At 37.0% G+C, this 16,052-nt stretch carries 16 protein-coding genes; 12 read left to right on the top strand and 4 right to left on the bottom strand.

Annotation, left to right across the window (positions count from 1 at the left end):
• Nucleotides 1–37 precede the first annotated feature (37 nt).
• Together ACE1MS_RS20520 and ACE1MS_RS20515 are read left to right on the top strand one after the other, a co-directional pair.
• A complete protein-coding gene (locus tag ACE1MS_RS20520; RefSeq protein WP_012295803.1) occupies nucleotides 38–289 on the top strand; it encodes a hypothetical protein in 252 nt (83 codons plus the stop codon).
• Nucleotides 290–439: 150 nt separating this feature from the next.
• A complete protein-coding gene (locus ACE1MS_RS20515; RefSeq protein ID WP_012295802.1) occupies nucleotides 440–1,222 on the top strand; it encodes a M15 family metallopeptidase in 783 nt (260 codons plus the stop codon).
• Nucleotides 1,223–1,273: 51 nt separating this feature from the next.
• On the opposite strand, the gene cls is transcribed toward ACE1MS_RS20515, so the two are convergent.
• Nucleotides 1,274–2,731 carry a cardiolipin synthase gene (cls, locus tag ACE1MS_RS20510; RefSeq protein WP_031416497.1) on the bottom strand — a complete coding sequence of 486 codons (1,458 nt, stop codon included), beginning with the start codon at nucleotides 2,729–2,731 and terminating at the stop codon, nucleotides 1,274–1,276.
• Nucleotides 2,732–2,898: 167 nt separating this feature from the next.
• The gene (locus tag ACE1MS_RS20505) at nucleotides 2,899–4,059 is read right to left on the bottom strand and encodes an MFS transporter (protein ID WP_031416495.1); all 1,161 of its coding nucleotides are present in this window, start codon (nucleotides 4,057–4,059) and stop codon (nucleotides 2,899–2,901) included.
• A gap of 334 nt (nucleotides 4,060–4,393) precedes the next feature.
• Here ACE1MS_RS20505 and ACE1MS_RS20500 point away from each other — a divergent pair, with 334 nt between their 5' ends.
• Nucleotides 4,394–4,531: an Lmo0850 family protein gene (locus ACE1MS_RS20500; protein WP_164908744.1), complete on the top strand. Its 138-nt coding sequence runs from the start codon at nucleotides 4,394–4,396 to the stop codon at nucleotides 4,529–4,531.
• Between the two features lie 57 nt (nucleotides 4,532–4,588).
• On the opposite strand, the gene ACE1MS_RS20495 is transcribed toward ACE1MS_RS20500, so the two are convergent.
• On the bottom strand, nucleotides 4,589–5,776 hold the full coding sequence (locus tag ACE1MS_RS20495; RefSeq protein ID WP_031416494.1) for an FtsW/RodA/SpoVE family cell cycle protein: 1,188 nt from the start codon (nucleotides 5,774–5,776) through the stop codon (nucleotides 4,589–4,591).
• Nucleotides 5,777–6,117: 341 nt separating this feature from the next.
• Between ACE1MS_RS20495 and ACE1MS_RS20490 the strand changes: the two genes are divergently transcribed.
• From ACE1MS_RS20490 to ACE1MS_RS20455, 8 genes are all read left to right on the top strand, one after another.
• Nucleotides 6,118–6,870 (top strand): hypothetical protein, encoded by a 753-nt coding sequence (locus tag ACE1MS_RS20490; RefSeq protein WP_031416493.1) that lies wholly within the window; start codon nucleotides 6,118–6,120, stop codon nucleotides 6,868–6,870.
• Between the two features lie 114 nt (nucleotides 6,871–6,984).
• Nucleotides 6,985–8,064 carry a D-alanine--D-alanine ligase gene (locus tag ACE1MS_RS20485; protein ID WP_031416492.1) on the top strand — a complete coding sequence of 360 codons (1,080 nt, stop codon included), beginning with the start codon at nucleotides 6,985–6,987 and terminating at the stop codon, nucleotides 8,062–8,064.
• An 11-nt stretch (nucleotides 8,065–8,075) separates the two neighbouring features.
• Nucleotides 8,076–9,443 (top strand): UDP-N-acetylmuramoyl-tripeptide--D-alanyl-D-alanine ligase, encoded by a 1,368-nt coding sequence (locus tag ACE1MS_RS20480; protein WP_036164789.1) that lies wholly within the window; start codon nucleotides 8,076–8,078, stop codon nucleotides 9,441–9,443.
• 75 nt (nucleotides 9,444–9,518) lie between these two features.
• Complete coding sequence (locus ACE1MS_RS20475; protein ID WP_036164922.1) at nucleotides 9,519–10,211, top strand: alpha/beta hydrolase; 693 nt, start codon at nucleotides 9,519–9,521, stop codon at nucleotides 10,209–10,211.
• Nucleotides 10,212–10,563: 352 nt separating this feature from the next.
• Nucleotides 10,564–12,090 (top strand): DEAD/DEAH box helicase, encoded by a 1,527-nt coding sequence (locus ACE1MS_RS20470; protein WP_012295794.1) that lies wholly within the window; start codon nucleotides 10,564–10,566, stop codon nucleotides 12,088–12,090.
• Nucleotides 12,091–12,214: 124 nt separating this feature from the next.
• Complete coding sequence (locus tag ACE1MS_RS20465) at nucleotides 12,215–12,694, top strand: PH domain-containing protein (protein ID WP_031416488.1); 480 nt, start codon at nucleotides 12,215–12,217, stop codon at nucleotides 12,692–12,694.
• Complete coding sequence (locus ACE1MS_RS20460) at nucleotides 12,687–14,159, top strand: PH domain-containing protein (RefSeq protein WP_031416487.1); 1,473 nt, start codon at nucleotides 12,687–12,689, stop codon at nucleotides 14,157–14,159. Before ACE1MS_RS20465 ends, ACE1MS_RS20460 begins: the two co-directional genes overlap by 8 nt.
• Nucleotides 14,160–14,266: 107 nt before the next feature.
• Nucleotides 14,267–14,842, top strand: coding sequence for a GNAT family N-acetyltransferase (locus ACE1MS_RS20455; protein WP_036164786.1), 576 nt, complete (start codon nucleotides 14,267–14,269; stop codon nucleotides 14,840–14,842).
• A 71-nt stretch (nucleotides 14,843–14,913) separates the two neighbouring features.
• Here the strand turns inward: ACE1MS_RS20455 and ACE1MS_RS20450 are convergent, their stop codons facing one another.
• Nucleotides 14,914–15,537: a rhomboid family intramembrane serine protease gene (locus tag ACE1MS_RS20450; RefSeq protein ID WP_031416485.1), complete on the bottom strand. Its 624-nt coding sequence runs from the start codon at nucleotides 15,535–15,537 to the stop codon at nucleotides 14,914–14,916.
• A gap of 64 nt (nucleotides 15,538–15,601) precedes the next feature.
• Here ACE1MS_RS20450 and acpS point away from each other — a divergent pair, with 64 nt between their 5' ends.
• Nucleotides 15,602–15,955 (top strand): holo-ACP synthase, encoded by a 354-nt coding sequence (gene acpS / locus ACE1MS_RS20445; RefSeq protein ID WP_036162359.1) that lies wholly within the window; start codon nucleotides 15,602–15,604, stop codon nucleotides 15,953–15,955.
• Nucleotides 15,956–16,052 lie beyond the last annotated feature (97 nt).

The following is a 16,052-nucleotide window of genomic DNA, read 5'->3' as shown; positions in this document are numbered from 1 at the left end:
GGCGCCTTTGTTGCCTCGATTTTTTTAGGGGGACAACATGATGAACAGAAAATGGCTATCATCAATTTTAGTCGCTATATTTAGTATTGCGGCACTTGTATTTATTATTATAGGGAAATTTAATTTCGCTGTACTTGCAATGACGATTATGTTTGCCTTGTCCAATGGCTTTAGAGCAAAAAGTTTTGAAGAACAAGGTTATGGAAAAGAAGCAAAATGGATGAAATATATGGCGATCTTTTTTGCGGTAGCTTCAATCATTGTATTCATCATTATTCTTACAGACTAATATTGACAAAATATCAAAAGAATTTCACACCTGAAAATGTGAACAGTGCTAAAATGAGATTATATCAATCAAGTAATAAAATAAGATAAGTATTTACAGAGGGAGGACTTACTCTTTTCGTATGTGCTATTTTTAAAAGGGGCATAAATAGTGAAAAACAATCGTCTTTTGCTCATCATGGGTGCTTTGATTTCTGTGGCGTTAATCGTATCTATTTTTGTAGTTTACAACTATAAAAATAATCAAGTAAATAATGCATCTGATGAGCAACCAACATCTACTGAAACAAACAAATCAACAGAGCAAGATTCTTCTAAAACAGAGAAGACAGACATTACACCGGAAAAACCTGAAAAGCCAGAGCAGCAACCAGACGAAAATGGCTATCTACCTAATCAAACTTTACCTACCGAACCAACTTATATAAAAGGCATTCTGCTAGCAAATAAAATTTATCCGCTTCCATCTACCTTTGCACCTGAGGAAAATCCAGAAGCAAGACAAGCACTAAATCAAATGCTAGAGGCTGCCAAGCAACAAGGGTTTGATTTAGTTGCTTTTAGCGGTTATCGTTCTTTCGAATATCAAACAACACTGTATAACAACTATGTTAATCGTGATGGACAAGCAGCTGCAGATCGATACAGTGCTCGTCCAGGCTATTCTGAGCATCAAACAGGCTTAGCGTTTGATATAGGAGAGCGTGGAAAAGAAGATGTATGGCTGACAGAGGAATTTGGTGAAACACCAGCTGGGCAGTGGCTATTTGCGCACGCTCAAGAGTATGGGTTTATACTGCGATTCCCTCAAAACAAAGAGGAAATTACCGGCTATATGTATGAGTCTTGGCATTATCGTTATGTTGGTAAGGATATAGCTCAAGAAATTGCTACGCAAAGCATTACACTAGAAGAATATTTAGGTGTGAAATAAAAAAAGGAAGAGAGGCGGTTCTGCGCGAACAAGCTCTCTTCCTTTTTTAGTTTATAGGATAGGGGTTAATAAACGAGATATTGATTCTTTAAATTTGATTAATGATGAACGGTTTTGGTACATCTCCCACGTCAATTCTGTACAATCAAAAATATCCTTTTCAAACAGCTCTGCCAACTGATGTGAAATATTGGCATCATAAATAAAGGCATTGACCTCGAAATTTAAGCTAAAGCTTCGTACATCGATATTAGCTGTACCAACAGAGGAAGCTTCATCATCGATAATAATGGCTTTGGCATGAATAAAGCCCTTTTCATAGATATACACTTTTGCTCCTGCTCGAAGTAATTGCCCAACATAGGAATATGTAGCCCAATAAACAAACATGTGATCTGGTTTGTTAGGGATCATAATTCGTACATCGATACCTGACAATGTTGCAATTTTTATGGCATCTAAAAAGCTTACATCCGGAATAAAATAAGGCGTTTGAATATAGATATACTTTTGGGCCATGTTGATCAACTTTAAGTAACCAATCTTAATTTGCTCCCAATCTGAGTCTGGTCCGCTTGATACAATTTGTAAACCAACATCACCTTTTTTGGGGATAGCAGGGAAGTAGCGATCTGAGTAACCCATTTTTTGCTGGGAGCTTGCTTGATTCCAATCTAATAAAAAGCGTGTTTGGAGTGGATGTACGGCACTACCTTCAATGCGTAAGTGTGTATCTCTCCAATACCCAAACTTTTTTTGTAAGCCTAAATATTCATCCCCAACATTAAAACCTCCGATATAGCCAATGCGGCCATCAATGACAACAATTTTCCGGTGATTTCTAAAATTTAAACGGGGATTAAGGAGTGGGAAGATGGAAGGAAAGAACACTTCTACCTCGCCTCCGGCATTAAGCAATTCTTTAAAATGACGCTTCTTCACATTACGTGAGCCCATCTCATCATAGAGGAGGCGTACCTTGACACCTTGCTGCGCCTTTTTAATTAGCGCATGAACGATTCGTGTTCCTAAATCATCAAGGCGGAAGATATAGTATTGAATATGGATATGGTCCTTAGCTGCTTCAATATCTTTAAGGAGCTGTTCAAATTTATTGGCCCCATCATCAAAAATATCTAGATGGTTGTCCTGGGTTAAAACGGCATTGTTTGTTCTAAGGTGCATGTAAATCATCTCTTGATAATTTTCGGCATTTGAAATGCGAAACTCAAATGTTTCATCACGAATGGCATTCATTTGATAACTGATGAGCGTATCAATACCGATATCTTTACGCCCTTCCCAACGGAATAAATGTTTTTTTCGTAACTGTCTTCCAAGTAATAGATACAAAATAAATCCAACTAATGGTATGAAAAATAGCACGAGAATCCATGCCCATGTAGATGTAGCATCTTTACGTTCTAAAAAAATGATAGTCATGGCTAATAAAATATTAAAAAATAAAGTTAAAGGAACTAAATATTCTATATCTGTAAAAATGCTCATTCCTACACCTGCCTTTACTATTGATAATAACATACTTAGTATAGCCTACTTCAAATGAGGAAAGAAGATTTTAAGTAGCTAGTTAGCATAGAAAAGGATTATCTCTATGACTTTTTAGAGATAATCCGAATTGCTTGTTAATAATTCTCTCGAACCATTTATGAATGTTAATCAAAACGCAATGATTTTTTAGAGGCTTTAAAGATGAAAATTAAGCTAATAGAAAGAATGGCGATTACTGCTGATGTATAGTAACCGAGACTTGCATGCATTGTAAATAACCAGGTAAAAAATAGCGGGCCAAGTATGCGCCCTAGATTATCCATGGAATATGACAGTCCAGCAGCTGTTCCATATTGCCCGCCAGATTCTTTAGAGGACAGTGACACAACACATGTTCTAGCAAGTGCATTTCCTGCTGTAAAGACACATAGTGCTAGCCCTGCGATAAATAAGTTAGCGGTTAATGTGAATAAAAGCATCCCCACGGCTGTTACAATTTGTGCACCGATTAACCAAGTTGTCTCACTGCCATTTTTGATACGGCGAACGACACCACCCTGTATCGCGGCATCAACAAAGCCACTAAACATAAATAAATAACCAATTTGTAATGGTGTAATTTGAATTTTTTCGATTTGGAACAATTGGAATGTTGCTTCTACACCGGCCAACATAAAAGTTACTAAAAATGAAAACATAAATAAGTAACGCACACGATATTGAAGCATTTTCCCAGCGCCTTTTGGCACAATAGCACGTTTATTTGAATCTTTTCGTTTTTCAGGTTCTTTTAAGACGAAACTTGCATAAATAAATAATAGTCCAATTAATATAGCTGATGCGATAAACGGTAATTGCAAGCTAATATGCCCTAACATTCCACCAATTGCTGGACCAAAAATAAAACCTAGACCGATGGACATACCCATAAAGCCCATATATTTATTACGTGTCTCCTCGCTAGACATATCTGCAATAAATCCTGTTACAGCCGTATATAATGCTCCTGAAAATAATCCTCCTACGATACGGGAAACATATAAAATAGCTAAGTTATCAATAAATAATGAAAAAATAACAAAGCTTAGGCTAAAACCAATTAGTCCCGTTAAGATTAGCTGTTTACGTCCTACCTTATCTGATAACATGCCCCAAAGGGGTGCAGTGAAAAAGCTAGCTAACGAATAGACGGTCAGTAAGCCACCGACGTGGAGATTATCCCAATTTTGCTGCACAATAACCTCTGGTAAGACAGGAATAATAATGCCAAAACCTAGGTAAACGAGGAATTGAACAGACATTAATAATAAAATTGCCTTTTTCATAAAGTTCCCTGCTTTCATACAATATTTCAATATGTATATTCTAACCCCGTTGTTCTTGCTATTACAAGAAAACGGAAGGAGAAACATGGATAGACGACATTTCTGTTGTTGAGAAAAAAAATAAATGAATAAAATAAGAGGGTTTAGGTTAGTTTATAAATGTTTGGTGGTGCATAGGGCAGGGTATAAAAAATTACACTGTCACAAAAAAGAAAAATTTTAAAGTAAAGTTAAATGGTATGATAAACTTGTCAGACATCATACTCATAGAAAAATGAAACTTTTTTGGCAATTAAACGTTATATAAAATCGAGGAAAGATTGAGGTGGAATGTATGAGGAAAGAAGTAGATTTGAAAAAGATTGTTTCGAATTTATCTAAGTTGGGTGTAACAGCCACTGTAACAAAGTCTCGACTAGAACTTTTAAAAGTGCTAACACCACCAACGCAGACACCGCAAGTTCAAGCTTAACTCGTTTAAAATAGAAAAAGGGAAGTCTCCGTAATAGAGGCTTCCCTTTTTCTATTTTTAATCATCTTCATCATGTGTAGTAAACATGTACGTCCGATAGTGGAACCTCATACTAAAGACTAGTCCAATAGCTAAAGCATTCCCCATTAATGAACTACCACCATAGCTTATGAATGGAAGTGGAATACCCGTAATCGGTAATAGTTGAATCGTCATTCCTATATTCTCGAACACATGGAATGTAATCATAGCAATAATACCAGCACAAACATATGTTGAGAATGGATCTTTCAATAAGAGAGTAGTTTTTGTTAAATGATAAATTAGCAGGAAGAAAATGCAAATAACAATACTTGCCCCAATAAAGCCCCATTCCTCACCGATTACAGTGAAAATGAAATCGGTATGGTTCTCTGCAACATAAACTTCTCGATTTCGAAAGCCCTTACCGAAAATTTCACCTGATCCAATAGCGTTGAGTGATGTGATTAAATGGTATCCATCACTGGAAGAATAGGAGTAGGGATCTAACCAAGAATATATTCGAGCAAACTGATACGTTTTAAAACCGAATGTTTTCTCTAAGAAATCTTGCATATAGAGAGCCATCCATAGTAATGAACCACCTGCTACAACGCCACCTAAAAATGTAGGTAATATTATTTTCCATGAAATACCTGCTACAATAATAAGGGCAGCGGTAATGGCGAAGAATACAAGTGCCGATCCAAGGTCTGGTTGTTTCATAATAATAGCTAATGGCACGAAAAGGGTTAAAGCAATTTTTCCTAATAATAAGAAATCTGTTTTTAATGATTTTAGTGAATAGACTTCGTGGTGCTTACTAATTAATCGTGCCAATGCTAAGATGTAAAATGTTTTCATAAACTCAGAAGGTTGAATATTTCCAAGCGGTGTATGGTACCAGCTTTTTGCACCATTAACCGGTGCGCCAATTTGACCTTCTCCTTCAGGCATAAAAATAAGCAGTACCAATAAGGCAATCCCTGCTCCATACATATACCATGACATTTTTTTATATTGATCTGGCTCAAAAAACATCACTATACCAATAATTACGGCACCAATTACATACCATTGCATTTGTTTTGGAACGTAGTTAATGCCATATTGACCGGATGTTTGGGCAGATGCAATAGCTAACAAACTAATGACTAGAAACGTGAAAAGAATAAAAGCAAGGGTCCAGTCAAAACGATTTGCGAAATTTCGTTTATTTTCCATAAAATCCACCTAAATTAAAATAGTATCTCAATATGAGTAAATATAATGCGTTTCTTCCATTTTCGTTTATAATGTTGAAAGAATAGAACAAATTCAAAATCAGAAAAAACTAACGTCTACTGATTAAGCTTGCAATTTGCTTCGAACGTTGTCAATGGAACTTTTAAGCAAATATTTTAACTCATTGAGTAATCGAAAACCTGTATGCAAATGCATGTTTAACATTCCTATTATAACGCAAAAAACACTTTTATGCCTGCGTATATAGTTGTGACGACAATTAACATAAAATGTTTCAAAAAAACCGAGTTTAGTCTTATAATGTAGTGAAGAATGGGGTGATGGTTGTGGCTAAAAAATTAAAGTCAGCTGATGATTTTATGTATCATATTTATGTTCATATGAATGACGTTGATAAATTTGTCATTTTTAGCGGGTTGAAATTCTCGCAATTTGCGGCTGCGCTTGAACCACTGCATCACTTACTTTTATTAAAACATTCCTATGAAGATGGTTCTTTTAATATGCATACGCAATTTGAATATGTATTGGATGAAGAGGTACCCCATTTTGTAAAGAAATCGGCTGAGTCCAAGGAATTATGTTGGATCGATTTTATGGATGAGAAGAGGCTAGACCATCTAACACCCATGGAACAAGGGGAATTGCTTTACATAAGTCATAAAAAAGAACCGATTACATCTGCATTTTTTAACAAATTGCAAAATAGATTCGTCTATTACTCTTCAGATTTAGAAAAAATGACAAAAATTTACTTCCGACATTTAAGTGATTCGGATTTATTGGTAGCAAATGTTTTTAATAGTTTAATTCGAGAAAAGGAACGTAGCTCTGGGTTTTGGCGTCGAAAAGTAAAATCGAGTATCCCTACTATTTCACCTGATTTCTTGCGTTCTTATCGATCATTTGCTAAAGACGGTGCATTATTATCGTTGTACCGTATTGAAAAACCAAAGGTTGCATATGGGATAGAAGTTCGCAACCTGTCAGAATATTCTTTTCCTGATGAAGTTTGGGACGATTTAAATACCATTTTGAAAACAGAGCACGATGAATTGATTTATATTATTTAACGAAATATACACTCAAATCTCACCGTCGAACATTACGGTGGGATTTTTATGTCATTTGTCAAGACGTTTCGTGATAAACTAATAGTACTCAAGAAGTATGTGGAGGGCACAAAAATGAAAAAAAGAATCGGTTTATTATACGGCGGAAAGTCAGCTGAGCATGAGGTGTCATTATCAACAGCTCGTGCAGTCACTGGTGCTTTGAATTTCGAGGAGTATGAAGTATATCCGATTTTCATAACATCTGAAGGAGAATGGCGACGCGGAAATCGTTTAGAAAAGCCTGTAAGTACTATCGAAGAACTACAATTCGGTGATAATACTACAATTTTAGAAAATAATATTACTGATTTTTTAATCGATGAACATGGCAATGCAGTGCAGTTCGATGTTGTTTTTCCATTATTACATGGAACAAATGGTGAGGATGGAACTGTGCAAGGTTTATTAGAAGTTCTAAATCTACCCTATGTAGGAAATGGGGTTTTAGCATCTTCTGCTGGAATGGATAAAGTAGTTATGAAGCAATTATTCGAGATTGCTGGTTTACCACAAGTGCCCTATACGTACTTTATTCGCAGTGAGTGGAAGAATGAACAACAGACTATCATTGAACGCTGTGAAAAAAGATTGACTTGGCCAATGTTTGTGAAACCTGCAAATTTAGGGTCAAGTGTTGGGATTAGCAGAGCAACAAACCGTGATGAATTAATAAAAGCAATTGAGGTTGCCTTACAATACGATCGTAAAATTGTGGTCGAGCAAGGTATCATCGCTCGTGAAATAGAACTTGCCGTATTAGGAAATGATTATCCGGAAGTTTCGGTACCAGGTGAAATTAAACCGGTTACAGAATTTTATGATTATGATTCTAAGTACAAGGATGGCTCCACAGCACTTATTATTCCAGCTGAGTTACCAGAGGAAACTGAATCGAGCTTAAAAGAACTGGCAAAACGGGCTTTTAAGGCGATTGATGGTAGCGGTTTAGTTCGTGCCGACTTCTTTGTAACAGCTGATAATAGCGTTTACATTAATGAAGTGAATACATTGCCTGGTTTCACGCCAGTAAGTATGTATCCATTACTTTGGCAACATACAAATGTAAGCTACCCAGAGCTGATTAATCGTTTGATTACATTAGCCATTGAACGTTTTGAAGAAAAACAACAGCTTCACTATAAAAAAGACTGAGTGGGATTATTGTGAAAAAAACATTAAAACAATTAGCTGCATGGTTAAATGAGGATATGTCGGCTTACGATGATACTGTTGTATCAGGAATTTCCATTGATACAAGAACAATTCAACAGGGAGATTTATTTGTACCATTTCGTGGTGAGCATACGAATGGACACCGGTACGTGACTCAGGCATTTGAAAAAGGTGCGGGTGCTTCACTTTGGCAAAAAGATGAACCTAATCCGCCAGACGGTATACCTTTATTGTTTGTGGATGACCCAGAGATAGCCTTGCAGGAAATGGCACGAGCTTATCGACTTGAACATAAAGCTAAATTTATTGGTATTACTGGCTCTAACGGTAAAACATCAACAAAAGATATTTTAGCGGGTACGCTCGCACCATTTTTTAAAGTTCAAAAGACCATTGGTAATTTTAATAATCAACTAGGTTTACCGATTACCATTTTACAGCTTGATGAAGATACAGAGGTAGCAGTCCTTGAAATGGGAATGAGTGGATTTGGCGAAATTGAATTTTTAACGAAGCTTGCTCAGCCGCATATGACGGTTATTACAAATATTGGTGAGGCGCATATGCAGGACTTAGGCTCCCGCGCGGGTATCGCACAGGCAAAGTTTGAGATTATTCAAGGAATGCAGCCAGAGGGTCTATTATTCTATGATGGAGATGAACCATTGCTACAGGAGTTAGTGGCTAAAGAACAGCATTTAAATGCAGTAGCGTTTGGACTAGAGCCAGATAACCTTTTATATGCGGATCATATTCATGCTAATGCTAATGGTAGTAGCTTTACTACCCACGGAATGATAGAGGGTGATTTCTTTATTTCTGTACTTGGAAAGCATCAAGTAAAAAATACTTTGATAGCGATGTTAATTTCTAACCAACTAGGTTTAAATAATGAGCAAATTCGTACATCCTTAGAGCATGTCGTATTAACAGATATGAGGATGCAACAAGTCCAAGGAACAAATGGTGCGTTATTTATTAACGATGCTTATAATGCTGCCCCAACCTCTGTAAAAGCAGCAATTCAATTTATCGCTACATCAACAATTCGACCTGAGAAATGGCTTGTATTAGGGGATATGTTAGAGCTTGGGCCAGATGAACAGCGTTTCCATGAAGGGCTAGCGGAGTATATAAATGAGCAAGAAATCGATTACGTTTGTCTATTTGGAGCTCGAATGACTCATCTTTATGAAGTATTAAAAGAGGACTTTGAAGCAGATCGATTGTTATATACCGAAGATGATTACACAGCTATTATTGAAAAACTAGAACTTGCTAATGAGTCATCTATCGTTTTACTAAAGGGTTCTCGTGGTATGAAATTAGAGAAAATTTTACAAGCTTTTACGTCATAGTTTTTATTGAATCGGTGGGATAAAATGCTCACCGATTCATTCGTGAAAGAGGTTTTTCTTAAACGAGGTGAGGATTTGTCAGTAGGTGTACTATGCATACATGGGTTTTCAGGTGGTCCCTATGAGATAGAGCCGTTTACAACATACTTACGGACACATACAGATTGGCTCATAGTAGAACCAACATTATCGGGGCATGGTGAAGCTTTGCACATGGATGGATTTACGGCAAAGCACTGGTTAATGGATGCAGAGCTAGCCATACGGTCATTAGCTAAAAAGGTAGAAGAGATCATCGTTGTAGGATTTTCAATGGGGGGCATCATAGCTTTATACTTAGCAAAACGTTATAAGGTAAAAAAGCTAGTATTATTAAGTGCTGCTGCAAAATATGTCAGCCCTAAGCAACTGGTAAAGGATTTCAAACTGCTTGCTACAGATGCTTATCATCATAATTTAACGAATAATGAGCTGTTCTTACGTTATCGGCATAAGTTTAATAATGTCCCATTAGCTTCAACAATTGAATTTATGAAATTGGTTAAAATAGTGGAACCGTATTATCAGCATATCCAAATTCCAGTGTTTATTGTGCAAGGGAAACAGGATGGAATTGTACCATTTAACACAGCGCAATTTCTTTATGATGAATTAGCTTCTAATCATAAAATTTTGTATTTTTCTGATAATGGAAGGCATCATATATGTCTTGAGGAAGATTGCTCAGAATGGTTTCCGCGGGTTTTGCTATTTTTAAAAGGCACATGAAGTAGTCAGATTATTACGACTCATGCGTTATCGTTGCATACGTATTAAAGCCATGTTAGACTAGTGTAAGCAATGGATACATTTTGTGCGAAGACTCTTCATATTTGGTTGAAGAGTACTTTTTTTTGAACACAACGGTTTTATTCTAAAGTGAATAATTACGACAGAATCGAACCGCTCGGTAAAGACCGGGCTTTCCTTTTCATATAAGAGAGCTCTATATGAACAATCATGTAGAGAGAATTTTTAAGTAACGGAAACGTTCCACTACACAGGCTCGAATTTGCCGACAACTTCATCTGAAAATGTAACCATTTGTCAACTTAAAAGGAAAAAAAGGAGATTGAGAAGTTTGACAAATTTTTCAGAATTAAATATTAGCGAATCTACATTACGCTCTGTAAAGCGTATGGGATTTGAAGAAGCAACACCAATCCAAGAAGGTACTATTCGTTTTGCAATTGAAGGCCGCGATGTATTAGGTCAAGCGCAAACGGGTACTGGTAAAACTGCCGCTTTCGGGATTCCACTAATTGAAAAAATTGACCCAAAAAACCCTAATATCCAAGCATTGGTTATTGCTCCAACTCGTGAACTAGCTATTCAAGTATCTGAAGAGCTTTACAAGATTGGCTATGATAAACGTGTGAAATTATTATCAGTTTACGGTGGGCAAGAAATTGGCCGTCAAATCCGTGCACTGAAAAATAGACCTCAAATCATTGTTGGTACGCCAGGACGTATTATTGACCATATTAATCGTCGTACGTTAAAATTAGAAGATGTGCAAACATTAGTACTGGATGAAGCTGATGAAATGTTAAATATGGGCTTTATCGATGATATTAATGCCATCCTAGAAAACGTTCCTTCTGAGCGTCAAACATTACTGTTCTCAGCAACAATGCCGCCAGCAATCCGTAAAATTGCTGAAACATTTATGCGTGATCCAGAAATCGTAAAAATTAAAGCAAAAGAATTAACTGTTGATAATATTGATCAATATTTCGTTAAATCGGCTGAACGTGAAAAATTCGATGTTTTATCTCGTTTATTAAATGTTCACCAACCAGAACTTGCTATTATCTTTGGTCGTACAAAACGTCGTGTAGATGAGCTAGCACAAGCTTTATCAATTCGTGGCTACCTTGCTGAAGGGATTCATGGTGATTTAAGCCAAGCTAAGCGAATTTCTGTATTGCGTCAATTTAAAGAAAATAAAATTGATATCCTTGTTGCAACGGATGTAGCGGCACGTGGTCTTGATATTTCTGGTGTCACACACGTATACAACTTCGATATTCCACAAGACCCTGAATCTTATGTTCACCGTATTGGTCGTACTGGTCGTGCAGGTAAGTCAGGTCTTGCTGTTACGTTTGTAACGCCACGTGAAATGGGTTACTTACGTATCGTAGAAGAAACTACGAAGAAACGTATGACTCCACTTCGTCCGCCAACATCAGATGAAGCATTAGTAGGTCAACAACGATTAGCTCTAGATACTCTTGAGGGTCTTATTGCTAATAACAACTTAGGTGATTACCGTACACTTGCGTCAGAAATACTTGAAAATCATGATGCAATTGATGTTGTAGCAGCTGCTCTTCGCTCATTAACAAAAGAGCCAGATGATACACCGGTAACAATTTCAGAAGAACGTCCATTACCAATGCGTCGTGAACGCTCTAGCAGTAATCGCGGCGGTGGGGATCGTGGTCGCGGTGGTAATCGTAACTACGGAGGACGTCGTGACTCTCGTGGTGGAGATCGCCGTAATAGTAGTAGCAGTAGCCGTCGTGAAGGTGGTCGCCGTGAAGGAGGCCGTCGTGAAGGTGGACAAGGTCGTTCTCGTTCTCCTCGACGCCACGAAGATTAATTCTCGTAAGTGGATATTTAAACCTTGCAGTCATACTGGCTGTAAGGTTTTTTTTCGTATATAGTTGAAACAAAACAGTTATTTATTCCGTATAACCTAATATAGAAAAAGAGGAGGAACGACAATGAGAGCTCAACCAGTGCATCAAATTTCCCGTAAAGGGTTAACTGTATGGCGTTTATATGGGGTCATACAAACAGTGGTGCTATTAATAGCAGCAGGGATCGTGGGCTATGGTACTTATTATTTTGAATGGCCGACGTTTATTTACTACATAGCTGGGGCAATTGTAATATTAAGTGCCATACTGTCAATTTTTATTTTTCCTAAAATTAGATGGGAACGTTGGAGATATGAGGTGAGGGAACATGAAATTGAAGTTCAACATGGCTTATTTGTAGTAAAACGTACACTCATACCAATGGTTCGCGTCCAACATGTTGATACGACACAGGGACCGATTTTAAAGAAATATGATTTAGGTAACATTTCAATATCAACGGCAGCAACCGTACATACAATTCCTGCACTTATCATGGACGAAGCAGATTCACTTCGTGCTCGTATCTCTGAATTAGCAAGGGTGGCGGAAGATGATGTCTAAGGAGATTAATCGTTTACACCCTATATCAGCAGTAATTACGAGCGTCAAAGCATTAAAAAGTATGATTTTACCTATTGCAATCATTATCATAACTAACGGTTTTAATTTCTCACTAAATTTCCGTAGTGATCATTTTTTTGATACCATTTTACTCTTCGGTGTTTGGGGTGTAGCCGCACTCCTTGCATTGATTGGAGGCATTATAAAATGGCGGACATTTGTTTATTGGTTTGAGGATGGAGAACTCCGCATCAAATATGGATTGTTTGTTAAAAAGAAGCGTTATATTCCCTTTGAACGTATTCAAAGTTTGAACTACAATGAAGGGATTTTCCACCGCATTTTTGGGTTGGTCAAAGTTCAAGTTGAAACAGCGGGTAGTAAAGGTGGCAAGCCTGAAGTAGAGCTTACCGCAATTCGTAAAGAAGCAGCAGATGTTATTGAATTAGAAATGCGTCGTGCCAAAAATGAAATAGTAAATCAACAACATGAAGAACAGACGGAGGTCGTAGATCATTCGATTTCTACGCCAGCTATTTACCATATGTCCATGCGAGACTTACTAGTGTTGGCCACAACCTCTGGTGGGATTGGTGTTGTGTTATCTGGTCTTGCTGCTATCGCCTCGCAGTTTTCAGATATTATTCCTTATGAAACTGTTTTCCATGAGTTGGCTGATTTTGTCAAAGTCGGGGCCTTTTTAGTAGCGATATCGATTATGTTAATTTTAATAGTTGCCTGGGTTGTTTCTGTCCTCATTACCCTGATTAATTACTTTGACTATACAGTCCGTATCGAAGAAGATAAGCTGATTATTACTAAAGGACTTTTAGAGAAAAAGCGTATAACTTTGCCTTTAAATCGTATTCAAGCTATTCGTATTGTTGAGAATCCATTACGCCAATTAACAGGCTTTGCAACGGTTGTTGTTGAGAGTGCGGGGGGGAACGGTGAAGAAGGGAAGGATAAAAAAATTACCTTGTTCCCACTCATTAAGAAACATGATTGTATGCAGACATTAGAGGATCTTTTCCCAGATATGAATTGGAATCCTTCCTTCATTCGATCACCTAAAAAGGCAAGACCTTTCTTTTATCGCATAGATTTTATTTGGCTTGTCCCTATTATTGGAGCTTGTAGTTATTTCTTCTATCCGTATGGTCTATTGTCATTGTTACTGATTCCATTAACGATAGTACTCGGGATTTGGCAGCATAAAACGGCAGGCTATCAAATCGATGGAAAGCAGCTGGCTTTACAATATAGAGTATTCAGTCGAATAACATTGATAGTGGAGAAAAAACGTATACAATCTATGGGGAGTACACAATCGTATTTTCAAAAGAGAAAAAATGTTATGTCTATAAAAGCGACAGTCATGTCGGGAGCATCAGGTACAACTGGCAGTGTTTCAAGCCTGGAACAACAAGATGCTGAAACGATATTATCGTGGTATGAACATTAAATGGAAAGCTAATCCTTTTAAATTTTATAAAGGATTAGCTTTTTTACATACAAATATTTGGAAATAGTGTTTATAATAAAATAAATAGAACAAAAGGGGTGGGGACTATGTTTAAATATGATTTGAATGAAGACGCTTATTTGAAATTATTGGATTTAAGTGATGTTCATGATTTATTTGCATTGACTGATCGTTCAAGAGATACATTACGCGAATGGTTACCTTTTGTAGATGGTGTTCAAACAATTAAAGATACAGAGGTGTTTGTAAAAAAGGCTATGCGACAATATGCTGATAACAATGGTATACAGGCTGGAATTTATTATAATGGACAGCTGGCGGGTGTCATTGGTTATCATCAGATCAATTGGCAGCATAAATGGACAAGCATTGGTTATTGGTTAGGGAATGAGTTTGTTGGCAAAGGGCTCGTAACAAATTCAATGAAAGCATTCATTGACTATGCCTTTCATTATTTGAGGCTACATCGTATTGAAGTAAGGGTAGCGGTTGGGAACATTCGTAGCCGTACGATTCCAAAAGTGTTGGGTTTTCATGAAGAAGGTCGATTGAGGGATGCGGAGTGGCTGTATGATCATCATGTAGACCAAGTCGTTTATGGTTTAACGGCAGCTGAATGGAAGAAAATTAAGATGACCAATGAAGCTACGGTTGTCCTATAAAAGGGGATTCATATCAAAAGGAGCAGTACCATGGAATCTAATGATCGTTCATGGTGCTGCTCCTCTTTTCATTATGATCTACCAGCCATTTTTTGTTTGCGCCAGCTTAAAATTCTTTTTGGGTGCAAATAGATAAGCCCTAGAATAAATCCAGTGACTAGCCCACCTAAATGTGCAAAAACGTTTACATTCGGTTGAAGAAAAGTCATAATGACACTGATGATGATGATTGGTAAAATAAGCTTACGAAGCATTGGCATTGTTTTACGAGTATAATACACTAATGCTCCAAAAGCACCAAAAATTCCAAAAATAGCCCCACTTGCACCAAGACTCGCATAGCTACTATCGTAGAATATGTAGGTTGCCATGTTGCCTACAATACCCGATACTAAATAAATTGTAATAAAACGGGCTTTACCTGCAATTTTTTCAAGCTCTGGTCCAAAGAGATATAAGGAAAACATATTAAAAAACATATGCATAAATCCTGCATGTAAAAACATAGCAGAGAATACACGCCACCACTCACCTTTTTGAATCAGGAAATTCGCTTGAATTCCGTAATTCCACAAAAGAGTTCCTACACCGGGTAAAAGAGACAATACATAAAGAATTAAATTGATTGCTATTAACGTTGACACAACAGGGTAATACTTTGTATATTGCTTAAAATTTTCTGTTCTACTAAACATGGCTCCACCTCAATTTACAATTATTATACATGCCTTGTTGGAAATAGGTAAAGGAGAAGGTCACATGATTAAGGGAATTGGTCTTGATATTGTAGAAATAGACCGTATTGAAAAAGCGATGAAGCGTACAGATAAATTTAAAGACCGCATTTTAACAACAAGGGAAAAGATTTTATTTGATAGTTACTCAGAAACTCGTAAGGTAGAATTTTTAGCAGGGCGATTTGCTGCCAAAGAAGCATTTTCGAAAGCGATGGGTACTGGGATAGGGGAACAATGTAAACTACATGATATGGAAATATTACGCGGAAAGGCTGGAAATCCTGTTTTATATTTTAAGGAAGAGCTTGCCCATGGTTTTGTTAGTATTACGCATTCCAAGCAATATGCAGCTGCTCAAGTAATCTTATTAGAATAGGGATGAAGTTGTCTAAAAAGGTTGGTCAGTAAATTTAAATATATTGCCTTTTCTACAAATGACATAACTGACAAATATGGTTCATATATTGTCGTAG

Source organism: Lysinibacillus sp. fkY74-1, assembly GCF_053165895.1.
Note: the sequence above shows the minus strand (reverse complement) of the source record. Positions and strands in the feature narration are given on the sequence as shown.